The organism is Allotabrizicola aquatica (SeqCode), assembly GCF_965194375.1.
Taxonomy (GTDB): Bacteria; Pseudomonadota; Alphaproteobacteria; order Rhodobacterales; family Rhodobacteraceae; genus Tabrizicola_A; species Tabrizicola_A aquatica.
In genome coordinates, this window is sequence record NZ_OZ239428.1 from 590,083 (window position 1) to 613,181 (window position 23,099).

Genomic DNA, 23,099 nt, shown 5'->3' on the forward strand with positions numbered 1-23,099 from the left:
AAATGCTGTCTGTATCAGGGCTCGATTTTGCTAAGAAGAAAACGCTCATTGTGGGAAAAGGTCCTTCAATCGATGCCTTTAGGCGTTATCTTGATTTTGACCATATTTTCACAATCAACCAGGTAACAAGTATCATCAGTCATCCACACTATGCCTTCTTTTTAGATTTGGAGCCTTTTCTAGAAGTACAGAACGAACTGTCGATTAGAAAAGATGTAAAGGTCATTCTTCCGTTATATCCAAATGTCCGGTGTGCACATAAAGGAACGAGAAGGTCTTCAAGAAGTATTTTGTCACTTTCAATCGAAAACAAAGTATTAAAGCAGTTGAGTGATGAAGATAGGTTGTATTTTTACAATCATGAGCATTCGGATGTGGGCGTCACTAATTCAAATAGAGACACATTCAAAGCAAACTTTGTATCTGTGACTGTTCTTCTTCAAATTTTGGCAGAGAAAAATGTTGCAAGCATAGCTCTGGTCGGATTTGATGGCGGATTGACTTACTCCAATAGTTTGCCTCTTTCTCGATTGCGCTCTCTAACAAGTAATTTTGATCGGCAGTTTAGAATTTTCAGGGAATTCAACGCTAAGATCAACTTCCTACTCAGAAAGGTCGACACTATGGTAAACATTTATGTTGGAGCGCAAGATGCGCAATATATTCCGGCGCGTGTCTTGGAGTATTCTATTCGCAAGCATACTCTTATAGAAGTGAATGTAATACGGTTAGGCGAGGTCGTTTCAAGCACCAAGTTTTCAGGTCGAACTCCTTTTTCTGGCCAGCGGTTTGAAATTCCTCGTCTCAACAACTTTGCAGGACATGCTATCTACTTGGATTCGGATATGTTGGTTTTTCACGATATCTCCAATTTGCTAGCGCAGGCAAGCGATACTACTGTTTCCGCCTGTAGGGTTCGAGAAGGAGTGAAACGTAGGCCGCAGTATTCCGTGATGGTAATTGATTGTAAATCGGCGCGATGGGATGTAGATGCAATTGCTACTGCTTCCTCGTATTCGTATGATAAAATCATGTTTGATTTGGACTTCGAACCGAGCAAGTCGCGCCAAATCGAAGCATACTGGAACGACCTGGAAGTTTTTGATAAAAACACAAAGCTACTTCACTTTACTGATATGGATAGGCAGCCTTGGATTTCAGCCGCCAATCCTTTGCGTGATGTTTGGATCGATGTGTTGCGAGAGGCTGTTGAGAATAACTTCATTTCTATTCAGGAGGTGATTGAAGCCATAAGAAAAGGTGACATCTCGCCCGATATTCTTGACTTGGTCTTGGGAGCGCGACAGAAACGCCGCTTTTCTAGCATACTTTATGCACCTCCGCATACGGTGGCTCGTTTCTTCAGATCGAATAATTATTTAACTAGAGCGCTCACTTCTGTAGCACTTAAGATACGGGGATTGGTGAAGTGAGGGCGTTACTTGTTGGCGGCGGTGGCTTCATTGGTAAGCACTTAGTTGCTAAGCTCCAGACCGTATTTGATTCTATTGTGGTTGTTGATAGTTTTTGTTTTCCTTCTCATACCTTTTCTACCGCTTCAAAAGAGTATTTCCAGAAGTTTAGCCCAAAAAAAGTAATTGTGTGTGAGAGTGACTGTGCATCAACTGACAACTATGTTGAGTATATCAAAGCTTGTGACATAATTTATTTGATGGCAGCAGATACTGGTACTGGGCGGTCATTTGATGAGCCACAAACGTGTTTAAATGAGAATGTTTCGAAACTTTCAATAGTTCTCACGGCGATTAGGTTACATAATCCCAGCTGCAAGGTTGTTTTTTTTTCCTCGAGGGCCGTTTATGGTCATGGTGTCTACTATTGTGAGAAGTGCAAGGCTGAGTGCCGAATTTCCCGGCAGCCAGCGGTTGGGAGATTTGAGCCGCGGTGTGTGATATGCTCCGACTCTGTGCGCTTCATTCCAATGCACGAATCACACACACTGGCACCTATCTCCGTCTATGGCGTTTCAAAGTTGGCAGGCGAGCGTTTGGTTGACATTCTCCTGCCCGACAATGAAGTTGTTATTATTAGACCCCAGAATGTCTACGGTAGCTATCAAGATATCCACAATCCCTACACTGGCTTGATAACGTGGTTTTGCAACGCCATTTACCGTGAGCAAGGAGTTGAAGTTTATGAGAATAATTTCATTACGCGTGATTTTATTCATGTTTTAGATCTTGTTGAAATGATCTTTAAAATTTCAATTTGCGATAAGTGGGATTCGCGATCGGTGTTTAATATTGGTAGCGGCACTTCTAGCACGCTGTTAGATGTTGCGCACAGTATTGCTTTGTTATTGAACAGTAGAAGCGAAATTTCTGTTAGCCCCAAATTTCGAGTGGGTGACGTATTGAACGCTACGGCAGATATGTCATCCTTCAACTCTCGTTATGGCCGTCACGTTTGTGCAAGTTTTTCTGATGGGTTTCAAGAGTTTTTGAATTGGTATCGAGGTTTAAATGCGCATTAATAGTCGAAGTCCAATTTCTGTTTGCATCGCTACGTACAACGGAGAGAAATATTTATGGGAGCAGTTGGTTACTCTTTGCGAGGATCTCCGCGAATACGACGAGATAGTTGTCTCAGATAACTGTTCAACCGATAAAACGTTGGAGATCGTTTCGAGATTACAGGACGGTAGGATTAAGGTGTTTACGTTCGAAGCACAGGGTGTAAACTTCAACTTTGAGAATGCCATACGGCATGCTTCCAACGAGTATATATTTTTTTGCGATCAAGACGATATATGGCATCCTGGAAAACGAGACAGGTGCATGGAAGTCCTAGGTGGTTGCGATTTGTTGATGCATAATGCGTTCGTTCGTGGTTCAGCATCTAGACGTTCCCAGTTATTTGAATCTTCAGTGAAATTAGATATCAAATCAACAATATTTGTTAATAAATTCACTGGCTGTTGTATGGTGGGCAGGAGAAGTTTTTTGCTTCAATGCTTACCGTTACCAAATAAGGTTCCCTATTTTGACCAATGGATCGCCGTTAATGCAATCGCTAGGCGGGTGTCTTACACATTTTTAAACGAGGCGCTCATCACTCATCGCCGCCATGATAGAAACACTAGTTCTCTTTTAAAAAAGTCATCTCAGCGAGTTAGACATATCATATTGCAACGTCTTTATTTATTATTCATCTTTCTGAAGATCAGGTTGAAATAATGAAGAGTTTTCTTATCTCTATTGTTAGCCATGGTCAAAATCGTTTAATTAACGAGCTTCTTTGTTCCCTTGACAAAAGCATCGTTACCTCCCGTTATAGTGTAACGATTGTTATAACACAAAACAAATTTGATCATCATGAGATACTTCCATTTGAAAATCTTAAAATCATTTCAAGATCGAATTTGCGCATGCTTGGCTTCGGTGCGAACCACAACCGCGTATTTGAACAATTTTCGCCAGATCTTTTCATGGTTGTTAACCCAGATATTTTGTTCAAAGGTTTGTTTGATATCGACTATGTGAGTGATGTTGCGTTGATGTCTCCTGGCATCTATTCACCATTGATTATCGGGCCCACTAATGAGATTGCTGATTTTCGGCGCAAAGATCTTTCCGTTACCAACCTGTTCAAGCGACATGTGATGCACTCTGATGAAAGTTTGAAATTTGACTGGTTAGCGGGAATGGCGTTGTTGTTTCCAGCAGAAGTTTATAGATCTTTGCAGGGGTTTGATGAATCTTTTTTTATGTATGTTGAGGATTGTGACTTGTGTATGAGGGCTCGTGCACTGAATTTTGAGGTTGGAGTTTTTGATGACATTATTTTGGTACATGATGCACGGCGTGACTCGCGACGGCGGCTCAAGTCGTTGTTAATGCACAGCAGGAGCATATTTAAATATTTGTTCAGATCGAACTACAATAGGATGAAGCGATGCTTATTGAACCGACCGCGCTCCCCGGAGCGGTGATTTTGACCCCGCAGCGTTTTGGCGATGACCGGGGGTGGTTTTGCGAGACATGGAACGCCGCACGCATGGCGGCGGCGGGGCTAGATTTCGCCTTTGTGCAGGACAACCATTCGATGTCAGGCGCGGTGGGCACGCTGCGGGGCCTGCATTATCAACGCCCGCCGCATGCGCAGGATAAGCTCGTGCGCTGCACCCGCGGCGCGATCTTCGATGTGGCGGTGGATATCCGGCGCGGCAGCCCGACCTATGGCCGCTGGGTGGGAGTGGAGCTGACCGCCACCAATGGCAAACAGCTTTTGGTGCCCAAGGGGTTCCTACATGGCTTTGTCACCCGCATGGCGGATACTGAGGTGCAGTACAAGTGCACCGATCTTTACGCCCCCGACTGTGACGGCGCCATCCGCTGGGATGATCCGACCATCGGGATTGACTGGGGCCTGACCGGCGCGCCGGCCTTGTCGGCCAAGGATGCCGCCGCCCCGCTCTTCGCCGGTTTTGACAGCCCCTTTATCTGGGAGGGCGTCGAATGAAGATCCTTGTGACCGGGGGGGCCGGGTTTATCGGATCCGCCGTGGTGCGGCTGGCCGTCGGGCGTGGGCATAAGGTCGTGAACCTTGACGCGTTGACCTATGCGGCCTGCCTGGAGAATGTCGCCTCAGTATCGGGGTCCAACCTTTACGCCTTTGAACAGGCCGATATCCGCGACCGGGCCGCGCTGGACCGCATCTTTGCCACCCATCTCCCCGATGCGGTGATGCATCTGGCCGCAGAATCCCATGTCGACCGCAGCATCGACGGGCCGGGCGCCTTTATCGAGACCAATGTCACCGGCACCTACAACATGCTGGAAGCCGCCCGCGCCTATTGGGTGGCCGAGGGCCGCCCCGAAGACTTCCGCTTTCACCACATCTCTACCGATGAGGTGTTCGGCTCGCTCGGTCCCACCGGCAAGTTCACCGAAGACACGCCTTACGACCCACGCAGCCCCTATTCGGCCTCCAAGGCCGCCAGCGACCATCTCGTGCGCGCTTGGGGTGAGACCTATGGCCTGCCGGTGGTCTTGACCAATTGCTCCAACAATTACGGCCCCTTCCACTTTCCCGAGAAGTTGATCCCGGTGGTCATTCTGAACGCGCTTCAGGGCAAGCCCATCCCGGTTTACGGCGCGGGCGAGAATGTGCGCGACTGGCTCTATGTCGAGGATCACGCCGACGCGCTCTTGCTGGTCTTGGAACAGGGCCGGGTGGGGCGCAGCTACAATATCGGCGGCGAGAATGAGCGGCGCAACATCGATCTGGTGCGCACGATCTGTGCGATCCTTGATGCCAAGCGCCCAAAGGCAACGCCTTACGCCAAACAGATCAGCTTTGTCACCGACCGCCCCGGCCATGACGCCCGCTATGCCATTGATCCGACCCGCATCCGCGAGGAGCTTGGTTGGCGGCCCAGCGTGACCGTCGAGGAAGGGCTTGAGCGCACAGTTGAGTGGTATCTGAACAATGAAGCCTGGTGGACGCCCCTGCAGGCCCGCGCTGGAGTGGGTGTGCGGCTGGGGGTGAAGGCATGAGGGTTCTGGTCTTTGGCCACACCGGCCAAGTGGCCCGCGAGCTTGCCCGGCGCTGCCCGGCGGGGGTCACGGCCCGGTTTCTGGGCCGCGATCAGGCCGATCTGCTGGACCCCGCCGCCTGCGCTGCGGCAATTGCCGATTGCGACGCGGTGATCAACGCCGCCGCCTGGACCGCTGTGGACAAGGCCGAGGCCGAAGAGGCCGCCGCAACTGTGGTAAATGGTGCTGCCCCCACAGCGATGGCGCAAAGATGCGCGGCTCTGGGTCTGCCGTTCCTGCACATCTCCACCGACTATGTCTTTGACGGCACCGGGGAGGCACCGTTCCGCCCCGATCACCCGACCGCCCCCCTTGGGGCCTATGGGCGGTCGAAACTGGCCGGAGAACAGGGTGTTCTCGCCGCCGGGGGCCGCTCGCTCATCCTACGCACCTCATGGGTGGTCTCGGCCCATGGCGCGAACTTTGTGAAGACGATGCTGCGGCTCGGCCGGGAACGCGACAGCCTCAACGTCGTGGCCGACCAGATCGGCGGGCCGACCCCGGCGGCGGCGATTGCGGACGCGCTTTACACCGCCGCCACGGCGATGGCCCAAGGCGCGCCGGGCGGAGTGCATCACTTTGCCGGTGCCCCTGACACCTCATGGGCGGGCTTTGCGCGGCTGATCATGACCCGCGCCGGGCTGGCCTGCCAGATCCACGACATCCCCTCGTCGGCCTACCCGACCCCGGCAAAACGGCCGCTGAATTCGCGGATGGACTGTTCGGGGATCACCGCCGCCTTTGGCATCCCACGCCCCGATTGGCGCGCGGGCCTTGATGACATTTTGCAGGAGCTCTCCGATGCAGCGTAATGGGCAGCGTAAGGGTATCATTCTGGCCGGCGGATCCGGCACGCGGCTTTGGCCGATCACCATGGGCGTTTCCAAGCAGCTTTTGCCGATCTATGACAAGCCAATGGTCTATTACCCCCTCTCGGTGCTGATGCTGGCCGGCATCCGCGAGATTGCCATCATCACCACGCCCGAGGATCAGACCCAGTTCCAGCGGCTTTTGGGCGATGGCAGCCAATGGGGGGTCAGCCTGACCTGGATCGTGCAGCCCTCGCCCGATGGCTTGGCGCAGGCGTATCTCTTGGCGAAGGGGTTCCTGAACGGCGCGCCTTCGGCCATGGTGCTCGGCGACAACATCTTCTTCGGCCACGGGCTACCCGAAGTCCTCGCCAGCGCTGCGGCGCGTGACACGGGCGGCACCGTGTTCGGCTATCGCGTGTCCGACCCCGAGCGCTATGGCGTGGTGGATTTTGACCGCGATGGCACCGTGAAGGCGATCATCGAAAAGCCCGCACAGCCACCCTCTAACTTCGCGGTGACCGGACTTTACTTCCTCGACGGCCGTGCGCCGGAGCTTGCCGCACAGGTCAAACCCTCGCCGCGCGGCGAGCTGGAGATCGTCGATCTCTTAGAGTTCTACCGAGCCGAAGGCAGTTTGCAGGTGGAAAAGATGGGCCGTGGCTTTGCTTGGCTCGACACCGGCACGCATAGCAGCCTCCTCGATGCCGGCAACTTCGTCCGCACCCTAACCGAGCGCCAAGGCCAACAGGTCGGCTGCCCCGATGAAATCGCCTATCGGCTCGGATGGATCACCCCCACCGAACTCGCCGCACGCGCCGAGATCTTCCGCAAGAATGACTATGGGCGGTATCTGAAAGAAAATTTGGCAGAGATAGAGCCTTGAGTAACGAAAAAACTTTGGCCCATTGCCAGTCAGATAGATTTTCTAAATGCCTGATTGAAAATGAGACGGTTTGCTAGAGCTATATGGATCAAGTGGCGCTTAAGATACTTCAACAGAGCTGAGACAATAGCTGTTTGCTTTTGGTTCGGCTCTTTTTGAGACCTTGAGAAGCTTATCATGAAAAGAATATCGTTATCTGGATGGTGCCAAATGCTAGCGATCGATCACCCATCAGTGGGTCTTATTCTTGGTTGTAAATGACCCTGCGGAGAATTCCGACCCGGCCGATTGCGGGCCAAAAGCCCGGCACCAGCGGGTTGCGCAAAAAGACCAAGGTCTTCATGGCACCGCAGTATCTGGAGAACTTTGTCCAAGCGACCTTCGATGTGGTGGGCGGGCTTGGCAAAACCTTTGTTCTGGGCGGCGACGGGCGCTATTTCAACGAACGCGCCGCGCAGGTGATCTTGGCGATGGCTGCGGCCAATGAGGTGGCGCGGGTGATCGTTGGGCAGGGAGCGATTTTGTCAACTCCGGCGGCCAGCCATCTGATAGGGCTGAACAAAGCGGATGGCGGGATTATCCTGTCTGCCAGTCATAACCCTGGCGGGCCGGAGGAGGATTTCGGGGTCAAGTTCAACATGCCCAACGGCGGCCCCGCGCCTGAAAGCGTGACCGAGGCGATCTATTCGCGCAGCACGACCATGGCTGAGTATCGCATCTGGGAGGGGCAGGACATCGATCTTACCCGGATCGGACGCCAGCACATCGGTGACATGGTCGTCGATGTGGTCGATCCTGTGGCGGATTACGCCGCGTTGATGGAAGGGCTTTTTGACTTCCCCGCCATTTGCGCCCTCTTTCAACGTGGGTTTCGCATGCGGATGGATACGATGAATGCGGTCACCGGGCCCTATGCCGTTGAAATTCTTGAAAACCGTTTGGGTGCTGCCAAGGGCACCGTGGTCAACGCCACCCCCTTGCCCGATTTTGGCGGGCTGCATCCCGACCCCAATCCGACATGGGCCCATGCGCTGATGGCGGAGATGATGGGAGAAAACGCCCCTGATTTCGGCGCGGCGAGCGACGGAGATGGCGATCGCAATATGGTGGTGGGGCGTGGGATTTACATCTCGCCTTCGGACAGTCTGGCGGTGCTTGCCGCCAACGCACATCTGGCCCCGGCCTATGCCAAGGGTCTGGCGGGCGTGGCGCGGTCCATGCCCACCTCGGCGGCGTTGGACCGGGTGGCGGCGGCTTTGGGAATTGCGTGCCATGAGACGCCGACGGGCTGGAAGTTCTTTGGCAACCTTTTGGATGCGGGAAAGGTGACGCTGTGCGGTGAGGAAAGCTTTGGCACCGGCAGCGACCATGTGCGCGAGAAGGACGGGCTTTGGGCGGTTCTGTTGTGGCTGAACATTCTGGCGGTGCGGGGCCTGTCGGTGGCCGAGATCATGGCCGATCACTGGACGCGCTTTGGCCGCAACTATTACAGCCGCCACGATTATGAGGCGATTGAGACCTCGCGGGCAGATGCGATGATGGCGGCGTTGCGCGCCAGCCTGCCCAGCCTGCCGGGTCGGCAGATGGCGGGGCTGACGGTGACAGCGGCGGATGATTTTTACTATGAAGATCCGGTAGATGGCACTGTCTCCAAGGGGCAGGGCGTGCGGGTGATGTTCGAAGGGGGCGCGCGGTTTGTGATGCGGCTTTCTGGCACCGGCACGGAAGGGGCGACGCTGCGGCTGTATCTCGAACGCTATGCGCCGGGGCCCTTGGGCCTTGATCTTGATCCGCAAGAGGCATTGGCCCCCGTGATTGCGGCCGCCGAGGCGATTGCGGGGATCGCCGAGCAAACCGGTGGCCTAAGCCCAGATGTCGTGACCTGATAGCTCAAATGGCTAATCCCAAAATGCAGCTGGAGCAAAACGCCTTTCCAGTTTCAAACATGAAAACTAACTTACAGGTTGGATAGCCTGTTCTTAATAGCATCAAAGCTCATCTGGGTTCTTGTGCGCCCGGAGACCATGTTTCTGCTACTTTTTGCCCTTGGTTGGCTACTTTTGCGCGCGGGGCGGGTGAGGCTCGGGCAGTCGTTAAGTTTGGTTTCAATTCTTGCATGCTGCCTAGTCGCAATTTTTCCAGTTGGTGACGCCTTCCTGAGACCTCTGGAGAAGACCTACCCAACTCATCCTGAAGTTCGCAAAGTCGCAGGCATTGTCGTCCTCGGCGGTGGCGAGAGTGACATTCAGTCCAACGTTTGGTCCCAGCCTAACACCGGCGACGCAGGAGATCGTTTCATCACAGCACTCTCTCTGGCACATAAGCACCCTGAAGCGATTGTTCTCTTTACTGGGGGCAGCGGTCGCCTGATGGGTGGCGCTTCAGGAGCGGAGATCGCTCAAGACATTTTCATTGGCGCGGGCTTAGACAAAAGCCGTTTGATCCTAGAGGGAACCTCTCGAAACACTGTTGAGAATGCCACCATGTCTTTGGAGCTTGCTCCAGACAATGCAGAGGGCGACTGGCTTTTGGTAACCAGTGCGTTTCACTTGAGAAGGGCCGTTGCCAGTTTCTGCGCCACTGGATGGAAGAATATCGTTCCATGGCCGACAGACTATCGCACAGGCGGATTCGTCGACAGGATCGGTTGGAATTTCGCACTCAATTTGAACGACCTAAACACTGGAGTGAGGGAGTGGATCGGCTTAGCCGCCTACAGCCTCACAAGACGAACTTCCGACGCAATTGAAATTTCAGACTGCTTGGCGGTCCAAAACTAGGCATACTCCATTTATTTTCATCTCAAATGTTTTCCCCTTCAGAACTGCTAGTTCTGTCCTGAGCGCGACAAAGAGTTCAGCGAACCTCTCCCCTGCCAGACATTGTGTTCCGCCGCCTCGACGTATCGAAGCAGCGTCTGAGGCGATTTCCAGCCGCCCGCCCTCATAATCGCGATGCCGTCGTAGCCGAGACAAAGCAAGTCCTGTGCTGCGCCGACCCTCATCGAGTGGCCGCTGAAGAGTTTTGCTTCCTCCTTCGGAATGCCGGCCCTTACCGCCGTCTCCGATACAACGCGCCTCACAGTCATGACTGTCACTGCGCGGTCCACAGCCTTGCCATGATAGACCGGACAAAACAGCATTTCAGTGTCGATCGCGCGCTGATCCAGCCACTCCTTGACCAGATCTGCGGTGTCACGAGACGTGAATGCCAGCCGACCGTAGCCGAAGGGGTCAGCCTTACTGCGACGAATTATGGCCTTGATGGTCCCGTCGCTGCGAAACTCCAAGTCTTCGACGCGCAAGGCCACAAGTTCCGACCTTCTCGTCAAAAGCTCATACCCCACAGAAATCATCGCTCTGTTTCTCAGGCCGATCAGATTGTCGGGCTGAGCTTCCAGAAAACGTTTCAAGTAATTTGATGTCAGGCCCTTCGCCTGCTTCGGTCTCGCGAATTTTGATCGCCTGACCTTTCTGAACGCCAGCCTGACGTCTTCATCATCCGTCGGATCTGACAGGCCTAAGAGCTTGTGCACCCGGCGGATCGCGTGAAGTCGTCGCTCGATGGTGTTCATCGCGCAGATTTGCGCCTCCTCCTCCATGAACATGATGATCGAACTGCGCTCTGCCGGGATCGGCAGTGCTTCGTTGCGCGCGCACCACCTCGCAAATGCTTCAAAGTCTGCCTTGTAACCGCGGATTGTCGCGGGCGCGTAGGCGCCTTCGAGACGCTTGAAGTTTTCTCGCCAGTCGTGCATAGTTTAAGTCCAATATTGAAACTCATATGTCCCAAAAGGGGTCATTTTGGAAAGCTTGTCAAGTGCTCCATCCGAGCCAAGTACGCGCTGCGCGGGCATCTATTGGTTGGTCAGCAGACCAACTAGCTGCTCATTGTGGGCTTTCGCGAAAGACAGTGCAGCGGATAGAGGCCGCATCCGATCTACCAAACATCACAACTGCGACCCTACACCTCATTAAAGGCACCTTCGAAGCGCATGGCATTGAGTTCATCACAGCTCCAGACGGCTCCCCCGGGATCGTAATCAGATTACGATCATAAATTTAGCAAACATCTTTTTGGTTTATTGCAAATCTGCAAACCGCGCCCTTGTGCTAAAGTCTTTCGAAACCACTAAATATTGAGTATTCTTGTCTCCATCCAACTACCACGGAGGCATTGATGGCAAGGACAAGCAAAACAGAGCCAAATCTCGAAAAGGCTGGCCTTGATGCACTTCTGCCCGACGAGGACCCTCAGGAATTCAAAGACTTCCGCGATGACCTCTTGGCGGAGCTGAAGCCGCAAACGCGCTACCAGCATAGCCTCGCCATGAATTTGGTCTTGATCGAGTGGGAAATCTCTCGCCACAGGAGAATGGTCGCGTCCTTCGTTCGTGACCAGTTTCGACGTCACGCGGCTGGCGTGCGGGCCAACGGCGCAGCCGGTAAGTCAAGTCCAGGCTACGGCTACTCAGAAGATGTCGAGGATGGCACAGCCCTCCTTGCGGGCGACAGGCATACACTGTCGATGATCGCAAGTAAGGGGGTAACAAAGTCAGAGATCACGGCTGTCGCGATGAGCGACAAGCTTGACCACATCGTTTACCACGAGGGGAGGGTTTCTGATTTGGAGCGCAGACGCAGATCATTGCGCGATGACTACCACAGGCTTCAGTCAAATCGACCCCCGAGTGAGGATGTCGAAGATGCCGTTGAGGTCATCTGATGGCGACCAAAGCTCAAATTGCCGCCAATCGCCGCAACGCTCTCAACAGCACAGGCCCAAAGACATTGCTCGGAAAGAGCAGGTCCTCCCTCAATTCGAGAAAGCATGGCGACTACTCCGTTATTGAGTGGAAGGAGATGTCACCCATCGTCGACATGATTGAGGAAGAGCTCCTCAGGGCCGGAGTGGACCCCAGAGATCCTATCATCGCAAGCAAGGTCGCGCGGCTGGCAAGGTCTGAGGTCATTCTCAAAAGAGTTCAAAAGACAGAGCTCGAAAGAGGTACCGCCGTGGATGATGGCCACACCTATGAGACGGATGCAGACGCTATTGATGAGGGAACCCTCATCGAAGTCCTCAAAACTTTGAATATTGATGGTAACCACGTACCCATGGCTCTATCTGTTCTCAGGGAAGCGGCCTTTGGCGGCGGTGGCACCATTCGCAGGCGCTACAAACGCCGCCGCCGCTCTTTGTCAGACGCTGAGGCGGCTCAATCCAGGGCCCTCAAGTCACTTTTGCAGTGATTATCCAAAACGAAGCCAATTGCACTTTAAGGTTGTGTGTTTATAAAATTAATCAATATAAATCAATATATTAAGGTCATTCGTTTTGGCGCTTGTGGCGCGCCATCGCATTTTTAATCGTGACGCTTGGAGGCCATCTCTCAATCAGAGAGATTCCGCAGCGACGCCACCAATCGATCCTGCGCGATTTCAAGCAGCGCTCGATCACTTCCCCCCAAAAAACATGACAACTTCTGATTTGATCGAGGAAGTGCCACGATTACAAAACGGCAACAAAGCCCTCAATCGCTTTCATCGGATTGCACATCGACGTCGTCGCGGAGTTGCTCCGTCGGCTGGTCATATTCGACCATAAAGTCTTCGCTTACCGGGTTTTTCTCAAACCATTCTGCCCACGATTTCGAATCGAAGGGCGGTACTTTCGAGGTCTGATCCCTCTCTATTTCGATGGCTTTGTGACCTCAACATCATGACGCGAATTGGTTGTGTGTGTTTGTTTACCTAAAGCGAAACGTTGCTTCTCGATCAAAAAATCTCCCGACGTCTGCTAAACGAAGACCCGTAAAACATGCTCATCATCATGACGCCGTTTCAGCATTCATTGAATTTCTGGGGCAGGGCAGATCACTCGGATTAGGGGTGTCTTGCAAGCTTCGCAGTCCGACCAAAACAGCGTTCGACGCCCTTGCAATAAGCAAAAACGAGGCAAACGACCGATAACGTATCCCACCACCCCAATGGCCCAATACAAAACAAAAAGAGCGGGCCGAAGCCCGCTCTTTCCGTTAAACTAACTGGATCAGATTAGAACGAGAACGACACGCCGACTTCAGCTGCGTTGTCACCAGCATGATCTTGCTGGACACCAGCCCCCAGCGAAGCGCCGCCGAGGTCGTAGGTGAGGCCAAGACCGAAAGCGATGTCTGTTGCGCCTTCTTCGTCAGACACGAAAGCCGAAACACCAGTTGCGCCCATGGTGGCCGAGCCAGCCAAGGTCATCTTGGTGGTGCCGTCATTGTCAGCAGCCGAGAAGCCGATACCGTAATCGCCCACGGCGCCAGCAGCGGTCACAACAGTCAAATCGTTGCCGGCAACGTCATCCTGCTGCGTGCCAACTGCCAAGGTCCAGCCACCAACGGTGTAGGAGATGTGAGCAGCAGTACGATTGGCTGTCGAACCCAGGGACGAGTCGGTCACGCTGAGGTGTGCGCCAAATGAGTCGGACGAATAGATGACTTCAGCGCCGAGCTGCCCACCATTCGACGAATAACCATCATAGTTCACGGTAACCACGTCGCCAGCAGCAATGTTGTACGCATACCCGACTTCCGAGTGGTACAGGTTCGGCATCGAGTCGATAGCGCCGTTGATGTTGCCGACGGCAACTGTGACAGGGCCAGACGTCATGTAAACGCGAGCACCGTTCGGAGCAGTTACGGCACCATCGTTCGAGCGGATGCGCATGCGAGCGCCGAAGGTCAGACCCGAAGTGGTTTCCACCTTGCCGTCGATGTTGACGGTGAAGCGGTTATCCAGAGTGGTGTCAGCGCCATCGTAGTACAAACCCATGCGAGCCGAGCCAGACATGGAAATTTCAGCGTAAGCGACGCCTGCGGACAGAGCCAGGGCAGTAGTCGCGAGAAGAACCTTTTTCATCGTTTTCCCTCTTGTGTCAAAGGTGGTGCCCAACTCAGGGGAATCCGAATTGGGTATGGAGCGTTTCTCGCCCCAAGCGTTCCTGATTGCAATCATGACCCGCCGTGGCCGGGGAAGAAGCGGGCGGCTGGTGCAGCAATGTCACAGTGCAATTGCGCCCCAGGATGGCCGCATCGCCGCTGGCCTATGGTCCGGCATGTGGCGCTCAGCGGTTGGGCACATGCCCGCATCGCGCGCATGTGCTTGGCAAAAAGCCTTGTTCCACCCCGCACCCTCGGCTAGACAACAAGGCAGATTGTCCCCGGGGGCCCGAATGACCGTGCAACGCCTTGCCCGCAACGCTTTTCTTGTTCTTGCCGTGGCAAGCCTATCGGCCTGCGGTGGCGGCATCGGCAGCAGCAACCTGTTTGGAGGTGGCAACAGGGCGCAAACAGAGGCCCAAGGAGAGGCAGCCGCCCCAGCCCGAGGCAGAAATGCCGCTCAGGCAGGCGAAAGCGAAAGCACGATTTGGGATCTGTTTAACAATAGCACCGACGCGAACACCTCTTTGGAAGTGAATCGCTACATCTGGGCGGCAAGCCTTGAGGTGCTGAACTTCCTCCCCATCGAATCGGTGGATCCCTTCTCGGGCGTTATCGTCACCGGCTATGGCACGCCACCGGGCAGCGGCCGGGCTTACAAGGCCACGATCTTGGTGCAAGACCCGGCCCTTGATGCCCGCAGCCTGAAGCTCTCGCTGCAAACGCGCGGCGGCGGTGATGTGGACCCGGCCACGGTGCGCGCCGTTGAAGACGCTATCCTGACGCGCGCGCGGCAGTTGCGCGTGCAAGACAGCAAGCTCTAACGCGGCTCAATCTGTCTGGACCTTTGGCCCTGCGGCGGTGTAATCCCGCCGGGCAACGTTTTGAGGCCAGACATGTCGCGCTACGAACCCAGCTCCATCGAACCGAAATGGCAAACCGCCTGGGATAAGGCCGGTGCCTTCACCGCGCGGCGGGATCCGGCCAAGCCCAAGTATTACGTCTTGGAAATGTTCCCCTATCCGTCGGGGCGCATCCACATGGGCCATGTGCGCAACTACACGATGGGCGATGTGGTGGCGCGCTATAAGATGGCGCAGGGGTTCTCCGTGCTGCACCCGATGGGCTGGGACGCCTTCGGCATGCCCGCCGAAAACGCCGCCATGGAGCGGGGCGGCCACCCCAAGGAATGGACCTACGGCAACATCGCCGACATGCGCGATCAAATGAAGCCCTTGGGCCTGTCGATCGACTGGTCCCGCGAATTTGCCACCTGCGACCCGGAATATTACGGCCAGCAGCAGTCGATGTTCATCGACATGATGGAAAAGGGGTTGGTTTACCGCAAAGCCGCCGTCGTCAACTGGGACCCGGTCGATATGACGGTTCTCGCCAATGAGCAGGTGATCGACGGCAAGGGCTGGCGGTCTGGTGCTGCAGTGGAACGGCGCGAGCTGACCCAATGGTTCTTCAAAATCTCCGATTATTCCGAAGAACTCCTCACCGCTTTGGACGGGCTGAAGGATTGGCCCGAAAAGGTGCGGCTGATGCAGGCCAACTGGATCGGCCAATCGCGCGGGTTGCAGTTTGCCTTTGACACCGTCGGCGCACCGAAGGGCTTTGAAAAGCTTGAGGTTTACACCACCCGCCCCGACACGCTGATGGGCGCAAGCTTTGCCGCCATCTCGCCAGATCACCCCTTGGCCAAAACGCTGGAAGCCGACCCCAAGGTTGCCGCCTTCCTCGCCCAGTGCCGTCTGGGCGGCACCACCGCCGAGGCGCTGGAAACGGCGGAAAAGATCGGCATGGACACCGGCATCCGCGTCAAGCATCCCTTGGACCCGTCTTGGGAACTCCCGGTCTGGATCGCCAATTTCATCCTGATGGATTACGGCACCGGCGCGATCTTCGGCTGCCCGGCCCATGACCAGCGCGATTTTGATTTTGCCACCAAATACGCCCTGCCGATCAAACTGGTGTTCTCGGCTGACGGTGCTGATGCGGCACTCACCGAAGCTTACGTTCCGATGAAATCGGAAAAAGTCACCTACATTCGCGGCTTTACGGGCAATGCCGTTCAGACCGGCGAAGAGGGCGTTGCTGCCGCCATCGCCCACGCGGAGTCCAAGGGTTACGGCCAAGGCGTCACCAAATACCGCCTGCGCGACTGGGGGATTTCCCGCCAGCGCTATTGGGGCTGCCCGATTCCGGTGATCCACTGCGCCACTTGCGGTGTGGTGGCCGAGAAGAAGGCAAACCTGCCCGTCCAACTGCCCGATGATGTCACCTTCGACATCCCCGGCAACCCCTTGGACCGTCACCCGACCTGGCGCGATTGCACCTGCCCGAAATGCGGGGCGAAAGCCCGGCGCGAAACCGACACGATGGATACCTTTGTCGACTCGTCATGGTATTACGCCCGCTTCACCGCGCCCCGCGCCACCACGCCCACCGTGGCGGAAGATGCCGATTATTGGATGAACGTCGACCAATACATCGGCGGCATCGAACATGCGATCCTGCACCTGCTCTACTCCCGCTTCTTCGCCCGCGCGATGCACAAGACTGGCCACCTGCCCGCCAAAGCGATTGAGCCGTTCAACGCGCTCTTCACCCAAGGCATGGTGACGCATGAAATCTACATGACCCGCGATGCCAAGGATCGCCCGGTCTACCACCTGCCCGAAGACATCATTCGCAGCGAATCTGGTGCCACCTTGAAAGACGGCACCTTGGTTGAGGTCATCCCCTCGGCCAAGATGTCGAAATCCAAGAAAAACGTCGTCGACCCGATGAACATCATCGCGTCCTTCGGTGCCGACACCGCGCGCTGGTTCGTGATGTCCGACAGCCCGCCCGAGCGGGATGTGGAATGGACAGCCTCCGGCGCCGAGGCGACTTACAAACACCTCTCCCGCGTCTGGGGCATTTGCGACCGCATCGGCCAGATGCCTGCGGATCACAAAGGCGAAGGCGACGAGGAGTTGGCCCGCAGCGTCGCGAAGGCCATCGACGAGGTCACCCGCGCGATCGAAACCTTCGCTTTCAACAAAGCCATCGCCTCCCTTTACGGCCTGACCAACACCATCAGTCGCGCCAATGCCTCCACCCCGGCCATGAAAGACGCCATCCGCACCTTGGCCAAACTCATGTCACCGATGACCCCCCATATCGCCGAATCGATTTGGACCTACCAAGGCGGCGCGGGCCTCTGCGCCCAATCCCCTTGGCCCAAGGCCGATCCAGCGCTTTTGATCGATGATACGGTCATCCTGCCGATCCAAATCAACGGCAAGCGGCGGGCGGAAATCAGCGTGCCAAAAGACATGCCCGCTGATGAGGTTGAAAAGATCGCTCTGGCCAATGATGATGTGGTCAAATTCTTGGCTGGCCAGCCGGTCAAGAAGATCATCGTCGTGCCAGGGCGCATCATCAATGTCGTCATTTAACCGCCGAACCCTCCTGACGCTCCCGCTGGCGCTGCCAGCCGTTCTGGCCGCCTGCGGCTTTACGCCGGCCTATGGCCCCGCGGGCCCCGCCCAAGGGCTGCAGGGTCGCATCCGCGCCGCCGACCCGGGCGACAAGAATGGCTTTGACTTCGTCACCGCGATTGAGGCCCGCTTTGGCCGCAGCAAAGACCCGCGCTATGGGCTGGCCTATACCATCACCACCCAATCGGTCGGCGTCGGCTTTGCCACCGACACCACGATCACCCGCTACAATCTCAAAGGCCGGGTTGACTGGTCGTTGACCGACACCGAAAGCGACACCCGCATTGCGGGCGGTACGGCCGAGAACTTCACCTCATGGTCGGCCACCAGCGCCACAGTCGCCGCAGTCGCCGCCGAACAAGACGCGGCCAAGCGGCTGATGGTGATCCTTGCCGACCAAATCGCTGCGGAAATCCTCGCCGCCTCGGTCCGGTTCACCCCATGATCCTTAAGGGGGTGGAGGCCAGCCGCTATTGCGCCAAGCCCAACCCGGCCCATGCGGGCCTTTTGATCTTTGGCGCCGATCCGATGCGCGTGGCTTTGAGGCGTCAAGAGGCCATCGCCGCCCTGATCGGCCCCGAGGGCGAGGCCGAGATGCGCCTAACCCGCATCGCGGCATCCGAACTGCGCAAAGACGCCGCCGCGCTCTTTGATGCGATCAAGGCGGTCGGCTTTTTCCCCGGCCCGCGTGTCGCCTTTGTCGAAGATGCCACTGACGGCCTGACCGACACCATCGCCGCCGCCCTGAAAGACTGGAAACCCGGTGATGCCCAAATCACCGTCACTGCAGGCGGGCTCACCGCAAAATCCGCGCTGAAAACGCTGTTTGAAAAGCACCCAAGCGCGGTCTGCATCGGCCTTTACGACGACCCGCCCTCGCGCGAAGAGATTGAAGATGCGCTGAAAAAAGCCGGTCTCACCCAGATCGACCCCACCGCCATGGCCGATCTTTCCGCCTTGGCCCGCGCGCTTGATCCCGGCGACTTTCGCCAGACGCTGGAGAAGATCGCGCTTTACAAGTGGGGCGATGCCACGCCCCTGACCCCCGCCGAGGTTGCCGCCATGGCACCCGCCACCATCGAGGCCGAGGTGGATGACCTCGTGATCGCCACCGCCGAGGGCCGCGCCCCCGCCATCGGCCCTTTGCTCAGACGGCTCGAAGGCCAAGGCACCGCGCCCGTCACCATCTGCATCGCCGCCCTGCGCCATTTTCGTACACTCCATCTGGTCGCAGCCGATCCAAACGGCATCAACAAGGCCCGCGTGATCTTCAAACTGCGCGACGCGGTGCAGCGCCAAGCCAACCAATGGGGCCTGCGGGCGCTGGAACAGGCGCTGGCACTCTTGGTCGACACCGACCTGACCCTGCGCTCCACCTCCAAGGCCCCCGCCATGGCGGTGATGGAACGCGCGCTGATCCGTCTGGCAATGATGAAGCGCTGAAACCCAATACCTCATCCAAGATCTGATTTCATCTTGGCCAAAATACTCCACGGGGGGCGCGGGATTTGGCACAAATCCCGCGGGGGGGGCGTGAAGCCCCCCTCCTTCACGCCCGCCGCAAACTGCCCGCCAAGGGAACCGCCCCGGCCAATGTGTTCGAAATCGTGCCATATTTCAGGATGTTGCGGTGCATCAGGTCCAGCCGGGCGTCTGGCTCATCGCTGCCCATGACAATCTCATAGCGGATCGCCACCAGCTTGGGCGGGCTGTCCTGCCGGTCCGCCTCAAGCCGCACCTCGACGGTGGTGAACTGAAACGCCAGCATCGGCGCCACACGCTCCACGCCCTTGATCATGCAGGCCGCCAGCGCCGCCAACAAAAGCTCCACCGGATTGAACGCATCCTGCCGCCCCGCCATATCGGTGCCCAAGACGACTTCCGCCGATTTGGCCTGCGCCAGACTGCCGTTCGCATCGACGCGATGCGCCACCACCCGATAGTCCATGCCTGCCTCCACCGCTTGATCCCGGGCACGGCCTCTGCCATGCCTATTCGCAAAAGGAACCCCAGTATGGCCCCCACCCCAACCCCACACCAGACATTCCTTGCCCCCTTGGACAAGCTCACCCTGCGCCACCCCGACCTTGAGGGGCAGGCGATCTGGTGGGAGGACGGCTTCTGGCAGGCGCAAGACGACGACGACGCCATGATCGACGGCGAAGAAATCGCCTTTTACGCCGAGGGCCTTTTGGACGAAGGCTTTGGCCTGCACTGGCAGGTTCTGGCTGAAGAGGACGCCCCGAAAGACCCGCTTTTGGTGCGGCTCTTCCTGTGGCAAGCCGGCGAGACGCCTGAGGTGCCCTCGCCCGATGAGGGCTGGCGCGTGATGGCCGAGTCCCGGACCGAAGCCACCTAATCCAGACACCCGCCGCCCAAGCCTTGCACAAGCCCACGCTGCATGATCGGATGCGCCCAGATCAAGGGACCAACCGATGACCAGCGCCTATGACCACCTGCACGCCGCCTGCGCCGCCCTCGGCACGCTGCTCTTCACCATCACCACCCAAGACGAGGCCGCCGGTGTCACCCGCCGGGCCTACAGTTCGAACCCGGTGGACTATCCGGTATCCGGCACCAAGCCCCTCACCCGTGACGGCTGGTATGACTTCTGCATCACCGGCCAACAGGTGTTCGTGGCCAACACGACCACCGAGTTCGCCCAGTATTTCTTTGACCACGCGCTCATCACCTCGCTGGGTCTCGGCTCTTGCATCAACATCCCCGTGGTCGCGGCGGGAACCGTGCTCGGCACCGTGAACCTCTTGGCCGAAGAGCACCACTTCACCGCCGACCGACTGGCCGGCTATCAGGCGCTGGTCACCGAAAACCACGCGGCCCTCGTAGCCCAGATGCGCCAAGGCTGAAGCAGCACAGCGCATCATGCGCGGCGGCGCGGGCATTCCTCTCCCCGACGAGAAGACGAAGTCGCCCGAGGAGGGCCTAGCCCGCCGCCGCCCGTCCCGCCCAAGCCCCCGTGGCAAGGCAGGCCGTCAACAGATACCCGCCCGTCGGGGCCTCCCAGTCCAGCATTTCGCCCGCAACGAACACACCCGGCCGCGTGCGCAGTTCCAGACCGTCGGTCACCGCCTCCCAAGCCACGCCACCGGCCACCGAAATCGCCTCATCCAAAGGGCGCGGACCAGCCAGCGGCGCGGGCAGCGACTTGACAGCCTGCGCCAGATCTATCCCCCGGCCCCACTCCATCACCAGCGCGGCAGCGGCCGGGGCAAGCCCCAGCTTGCGCAGCCGGTTGGCCGTGCTTTCGCCAGACTTCATCCGGTCCAGCCGGGCCGCAACCTCGGCCAAGGCCAGATCGGGCATCAGATCAATCACCAGCCGCGCCCCCTGCCGCAGCGTGCGGCTGACGGCATAAATGCCGCCGCCCTCAACCCCGCGGGCGGAAATCACGAACTCCCCCCGCTCGCGGCTCTGGCCAACCATCAGTGCGGCCCCTTTGACCGCCTGCCCATAATGCCGCGCCATATGGGGTGACCAGTTCACCGCAAAGCCCATATTTGCTGGCTGCCACGGGGTGATCGTCACCCCCTTCTCGGCCAGCCACGGCACCCAAGCCGCATCCGACCCCAGCCGCGCCCAACTGGCGCCGCCAAGCGCCAGCACGGTGACCGCCGGGTGCAGAACCTGCCGACCCTCGGGCGTGTCAAAGGCCAGCGCCTCGCCCTCAAACCCTACCCAGCGCCAACGGCTGCGCAGCTCAACCCCCAAGCCTGACAACCGCGCCAGCCATGCCCGCAACAGGGGCGAGCCTTTCATGGCAACCGGAAACACCCGGCCCGATGAGCCGGTGAACACCTCTTGCCCAAGGCCCCGACAAAACGCCTTCACCTCCTCGGGGCCAAACCGCTCCAACATCGGGCGCAACTGGGCGGGGCAGTCATAGGCGGCGAGAAAGTCGTTTGGTGGTGCATCCTTGGTGATGTTCAGCCCCGACTTCCCCGCCATCAGGAACTTGCGCGCCGGCGAGGGTTTGGCCTCCACCACCAAGACCCGTCGCCCAGCGCGCGCGAGTTCTTCCGCGGCCATCAGCCCCGCCGGGCCCGCGCCGACAACCAGCGCATCGGGGTGCAGATCAGCCAAGCGAACCGCCCTTCATCTCAATCACCCGATGCGGATAGGGCATCTCGATTCCCGCTGCTTTCAGCGCGTTCCAGATCGCAAAATTCACCTGACTGGCGTATTTGTTCTTGCCGTCATCAATGCCCGCCACCCAGTATTCCACCGCAAAATCCACGCTGCTTTCACCAAAGCCGCGCAATTCGCAATCGGGGCCATCGGGATCTTGCAGCACAAAGGGCAGGGCCGCCACCGCAGTTTCAATGATCTCGGGCACCCGGTTGATGTCGGTGTCATAGCTGACCGAGAACGGCACCTCATAGCGGTTGGCGCTGCCTTGATCGGAATAATTCACCACCCTTGTGGTGATGAAATGATCGTTCGGCACCACGATCCATCGGCCGTCAAACGTCTCCAGAATACAGGCGCGGGCGGTCATCTTGACGATGGTGCCGCGCTCGCCGCCATCCAACTCCACGTAATCGCCCACCGTGGTCTGGCCTTCGATCAACAGAATGATCCCAGACACAAAATTCGCAGCAATCTGCTGCAAGCCAAGCCCAATCCCAACACCCAAGGCCCCGCCCAAAACCGCCACCGCCGTCAGATCAATGCCCATGATCGACAGCAAAAGCAGGAAGGCCGCGCCAAAGATCATCACTTCCACCGCCTTGACCGCCAATTCGCGGGTGGCGGGGCGCAACTCGTCCTGAGCCTTGATGTAGCTCGCACTTTGCCGGTTTGACCAAGACCCCAGCCAGAACAGCACCGCCCCGGCAATCACCCCCCGGATCAGGGCCAGCACCGAAAAGCGGATGTTGCCCAACGCAATCACGGTCTCATCCAACCGCTGCGTGATGTCATCCAAAACGCCCAGCACATAAAGCGCGGCCACCGGGATCAGCACGTATTTGCCCAAAAGCCGCAGGAAGCTGTCGGTCAGCACCTCGCGCACAAAAATGCGGGCGGCGAGGAAGATGAACACTCGTTTGCCAAAGGCAATCACCTCGCCCGAGCCGAAGGTGGCGCGCGTTACCTCCTCGCCCATCGCGGTCAGCCCATAGGCGATCAGCGGCAACATCAATGGCACAAAGCGCAGGGCAAAGCGGCGGGCATTGGGGAGAGGGCCAGTCTTGGCGGCGGGGTCCAAGAGGCGGATGACGATCGGGGTAACCCTTGCCGTGGCAAGGCGGGCCACAAGATAGGCGACGGCCAGAAGGCCAAACTGCGACCAAGCCGCAGGCGAGGACAGCCAGCCCAGCGCAATCTCGCCCGCCTGATGCGCCCAGCCTGTCAGCGTCGCGGCAAAATCCCCCTTCCCGTTCATCTTTTGCACTCCCCACCATTACC

Annotated in this window: 24 protein-coding genes; 19 read left to right on the forward strand and 5 right to left on the reverse strand. The window is 57.3% G+C overall.

Features of this window, described 5'->3' with window-relative positions; genetic code table 11:
• Positions 1–2 precede the first annotated feature (2 nt).
• The 10 genes from AC72UB_RS16135 (at position 3) to AC72UB_RS16180 (ending at position 10,033) form a co-directional block, all read left to right on the forward strand.
• Entirely contained in the window at positions 3–1,433 is a 1,431-nt protein-coding gene (locus tag AC72UB_RS16135; protein WP_505190636.1) for a hypothetical protein, read from the forward strand.
• Positions 1,430–2,494 (forward strand): NAD-dependent epimerase/dehydratase family protein, encoded by a 1,065-nt coding sequence (locus tag AC72UB_RS16140; RefSeq protein WP_505190637.1) that lies wholly within the window; start codon positions 1,430–1,432, stop codon positions 2,492–2,494. The genes AC72UB_RS16135 and AC72UB_RS16140 overlap by 4 nt, the downstream gene beginning before the upstream one ends.
• Positions 2,484–3,197, forward strand: a complete 714-nt coding sequence (locus AC72UB_RS16145; RefSeq protein ID WP_505190638.1) for a glycosyltransferase — start codon at positions 2,484–2,486, stop codon at positions 3,195–3,197. The genes AC72UB_RS16140 and AC72UB_RS16145 overlap by 11 nt, the downstream gene beginning before the upstream one ends.
• On the forward strand, positions 3,197–3,952 hold the full coding sequence (locus AC72UB_RS16150) for a glycosyltransferase family protein (protein ID WP_505190639.1): 756 nt from the start codon (positions 3,197–3,199) through the stop codon (positions 3,950–3,952). The genes AC72UB_RS16145 and AC72UB_RS16150 overlap by 1 nt, the downstream gene beginning before the upstream one ends.
• Positions 3,916–4,482: a dTDP-4-dehydrorhamnose 3,5-epimerase gene (gene rfbC / locus AC72UB_RS16155; protein ID WP_505190640.1), complete on the forward strand. Its 567-nt coding sequence runs from the start codon at positions 3,916–3,918 to the stop codon at positions 4,480–4,482. Before AC72UB_RS16150 ends, rfbC begins: the two co-directional genes overlap by 37 nt.
• Entirely contained in the window at positions 4,479–5,519 is a 1,041-nt protein-coding gene (gene rfbB, locus AC72UB_RS16160) for a dTDP-glucose 4,6-dehydratase (protein ID WP_505190641.1), read from the forward strand. The genes rfbC and rfbB overlap by 4 nt, the downstream gene beginning before the upstream one ends.
• Positions 5,516–6,370, forward strand: a complete 855-nt coding sequence (gene rfbD / locus AC72UB_RS16165) for a dTDP-4-dehydrorhamnose reductase (RefSeq protein WP_505190642.1) — start codon at positions 5,516–5,518, stop codon at positions 6,368–6,370. The genes rfbB and rfbD overlap by 4 nt, the downstream gene beginning before the upstream one ends.
• Positions 6,360–7,253, forward strand: a complete 894-nt coding sequence (rfbA, locus tag AC72UB_RS16170; protein WP_505190643.1) for a glucose-1-phosphate thymidylyltransferase RfbA — start codon at positions 6,360–6,362, stop codon at positions 7,251–7,253. The genes rfbD and rfbA overlap by 11 nt, the downstream gene beginning before the upstream one ends.
• Positions 7,254–7,510: 257 nt before the next feature.
• Positions 7,511–9,139 carry an alpha-D-glucose phosphate-specific phosphoglucomutase gene (locus AC72UB_RS16175; protein ID WP_505190644.1) on the forward strand — a complete coding sequence of 543 codons (1,629 nt, stop codon included), beginning with the start codon at positions 7,511–7,513 and terminating at the stop codon, positions 9,137–9,139.
• A 78-nt stretch (positions 9,140–9,217) separates the two neighbouring features.
• The gene (locus tag AC72UB_RS16180) at positions 9,218–10,033 is read left to right on the forward strand and encodes a YdcF family protein (protein WP_505190645.1); all 816 of its coding nucleotides are present in this window, start codon (positions 9,218–9,220) and stop codon (positions 10,031–10,033) included.
• A 47-nt stretch (positions 10,034–10,080) separates the two neighbouring features.
• On the opposite strand, the gene AC72UB_RS16185 is transcribed toward AC72UB_RS16180, so the two are convergent.
• Positions 10,081–11,010 (reverse strand): tyrosine-type recombinase/integrase, encoded by a 930-nt coding sequence (locus tag AC72UB_RS16185; protein ID WP_505190646.1) that lies wholly within the window; start codon positions 11,008–11,010, stop codon positions 10,081–10,083.
• A 26-nt stretch (positions 11,011–11,036) separates the two neighbouring features.
• Between AC72UB_RS16185 and AC72UB_RS16190 the strand changes: the two genes are divergently transcribed.
• From AC72UB_RS16190 to AC72UB_RS16200, 3 genes are all read left to right on the forward strand, one after another.
• Complete coding sequence (locus tag AC72UB_RS16190) at positions 11,037–11,312, forward strand: helix-turn-helix domain-containing protein (protein WP_505190647.1); 276 nt, start codon at positions 11,037–11,039, stop codon at positions 11,310–11,312.
• 120 nt (positions 11,313–11,432) lie between these two features.
• Positions 11,433–11,978, forward strand: coding sequence for a hypothetical protein (locus tag AC72UB_RS16195; protein WP_505190648.1), 546 nt, complete (start codon positions 11,433–11,435; stop codon positions 11,976–11,978).
• On the forward strand, positions 11,978–12,505 hold the full coding sequence (locus AC72UB_RS16200) for a hypothetical protein (RefSeq protein WP_505190649.1): 528 nt from the start codon (positions 11,978–11,980) through the stop codon (positions 12,503–12,505). Before AC72UB_RS16195 ends, AC72UB_RS16200 begins: the two co-directional genes overlap by 1 nt.
• Positions 12,506–13,309: 804 nt before the next feature.
• Here the strand turns inward: AC72UB_RS16200 and AC72UB_RS16205 are convergent.
• Positions 13,310–14,161, reverse strand: coding sequence for a porin (locus tag AC72UB_RS16205; protein ID WP_505190650.1), 852 nt, complete (start codon positions 14,159–14,161; stop codon positions 13,310–13,312).
• A gap of 313 nt (positions 14,162–14,474) precedes the next feature.
• Here AC72UB_RS16205 and AC72UB_RS16210 point away from each other — a divergent pair, with 313 nt between their 5' ends.
• The 4 genes from AC72UB_RS16210 to holA all read left to right on the forward strand — a co-directional run bounded on the left by AC72UB_RS16210 (position 14,475) and on the right by holA (position 19,115).
• Complete coding sequence (locus tag AC72UB_RS16210) at positions 14,475–15,005, forward strand: DUF3576 domain-containing protein (protein ID WP_505190651.1); 531 nt, start codon at positions 14,475–14,477, stop codon at positions 15,003–15,005.
• Between the two features lie 72 nt (positions 15,006–15,077).
• Entirely contained in the window at positions 15,078–17,630 is a 2,553-nt protein-coding gene (gene leuS, locus AC72UB_RS16215; RefSeq protein WP_505190652.1) for a leucine--tRNA ligase, read from the forward strand.
• Positions 17,617–18,117 carry an LPS assembly lipoprotein LptE gene (gene lptE / locus AC72UB_RS16220; protein WP_505190653.1) on the forward strand — a complete coding sequence of 167 codons (501 nt, stop codon included), beginning with the start codon at positions 17,617–17,619 and terminating at the stop codon, positions 18,115–18,117. The genes leuS and lptE overlap by 14 nt, the downstream gene beginning before the upstream one ends.
• Positions 18,114–19,115 carry a DNA polymerase III subunit delta gene (holA, locus tag AC72UB_RS16225; RefSeq protein ID WP_505190654.1) on the forward strand — a complete coding sequence of 334 codons (1,002 nt, stop codon included), beginning with the start codon at positions 18,114–18,116 and terminating at the stop codon, positions 19,113–19,115. The genes lptE and holA overlap by 4 nt, the downstream gene beginning before the upstream one ends.
• A 106-nt stretch (positions 19,116–19,221) precedes the next feature.
• Here holA and AC72UB_RS16230 read toward each other — a convergent pair whose 3' ends face one another.
• Positions 19,222–19,620: an OsmC family protein gene (locus AC72UB_RS16230; RefSeq protein ID WP_463290649.1), complete on the reverse strand. Its 399-nt coding sequence runs from the start codon at positions 19,618–19,620 to the stop codon at positions 19,222–19,224.
• 66 nt (positions 19,621–19,686) lie between these two features.
• Between AC72UB_RS16230 and AC72UB_RS16235 the strand changes: the two genes are divergently transcribed.
• A complete protein-coding gene (locus AC72UB_RS16235; protein WP_505190655.1) occupies positions 19,687–20,031 on the forward strand; it encodes a hypothetical protein in 345 nt (114 codons plus the stop codon).
• A 76-nt stretch (positions 20,032–20,107) separates the two neighbouring features.
• On the forward strand, positions 20,108–20,539 hold the full coding sequence (locus AC72UB_RS16240) for a GAF domain-containing protein (RefSeq protein WP_505190656.1): 432 nt from the start codon (positions 20,108–20,110) through the stop codon (positions 20,537–20,539).
• Between the two features lie 76 nt (positions 20,540–20,615).
• On the opposite strand, the gene AC72UB_RS16245 is transcribed toward AC72UB_RS16240, so the two are convergent.
• Both AC72UB_RS16245 and AC72UB_RS16250 read right to left on the reverse strand, forming a co-directional pair.
• Positions 20,616–21,773 (reverse strand): TIGR03862 family flavoprotein, encoded by a 1,158-nt coding sequence (locus AC72UB_RS16245; RefSeq protein ID WP_505190657.1) that lies wholly within the window; start codon positions 21,771–21,773, stop codon positions 20,616–20,618.
• Positions 21,766–23,076 carry a mechanosensitive ion channel family protein gene (locus AC72UB_RS16250; protein ID WP_505190658.1) on the reverse strand — a complete coding sequence of 437 codons (1,311 nt, stop codon included), beginning with the start codon at positions 23,074–23,076 and terminating at the stop codon, positions 21,766–21,768. Before AC72UB_RS16250 ends, AC72UB_RS16245 begins: the two co-directional genes overlap by 8 nt.
• Positions 23,077–23,099 lie beyond the last annotated feature (23 nt).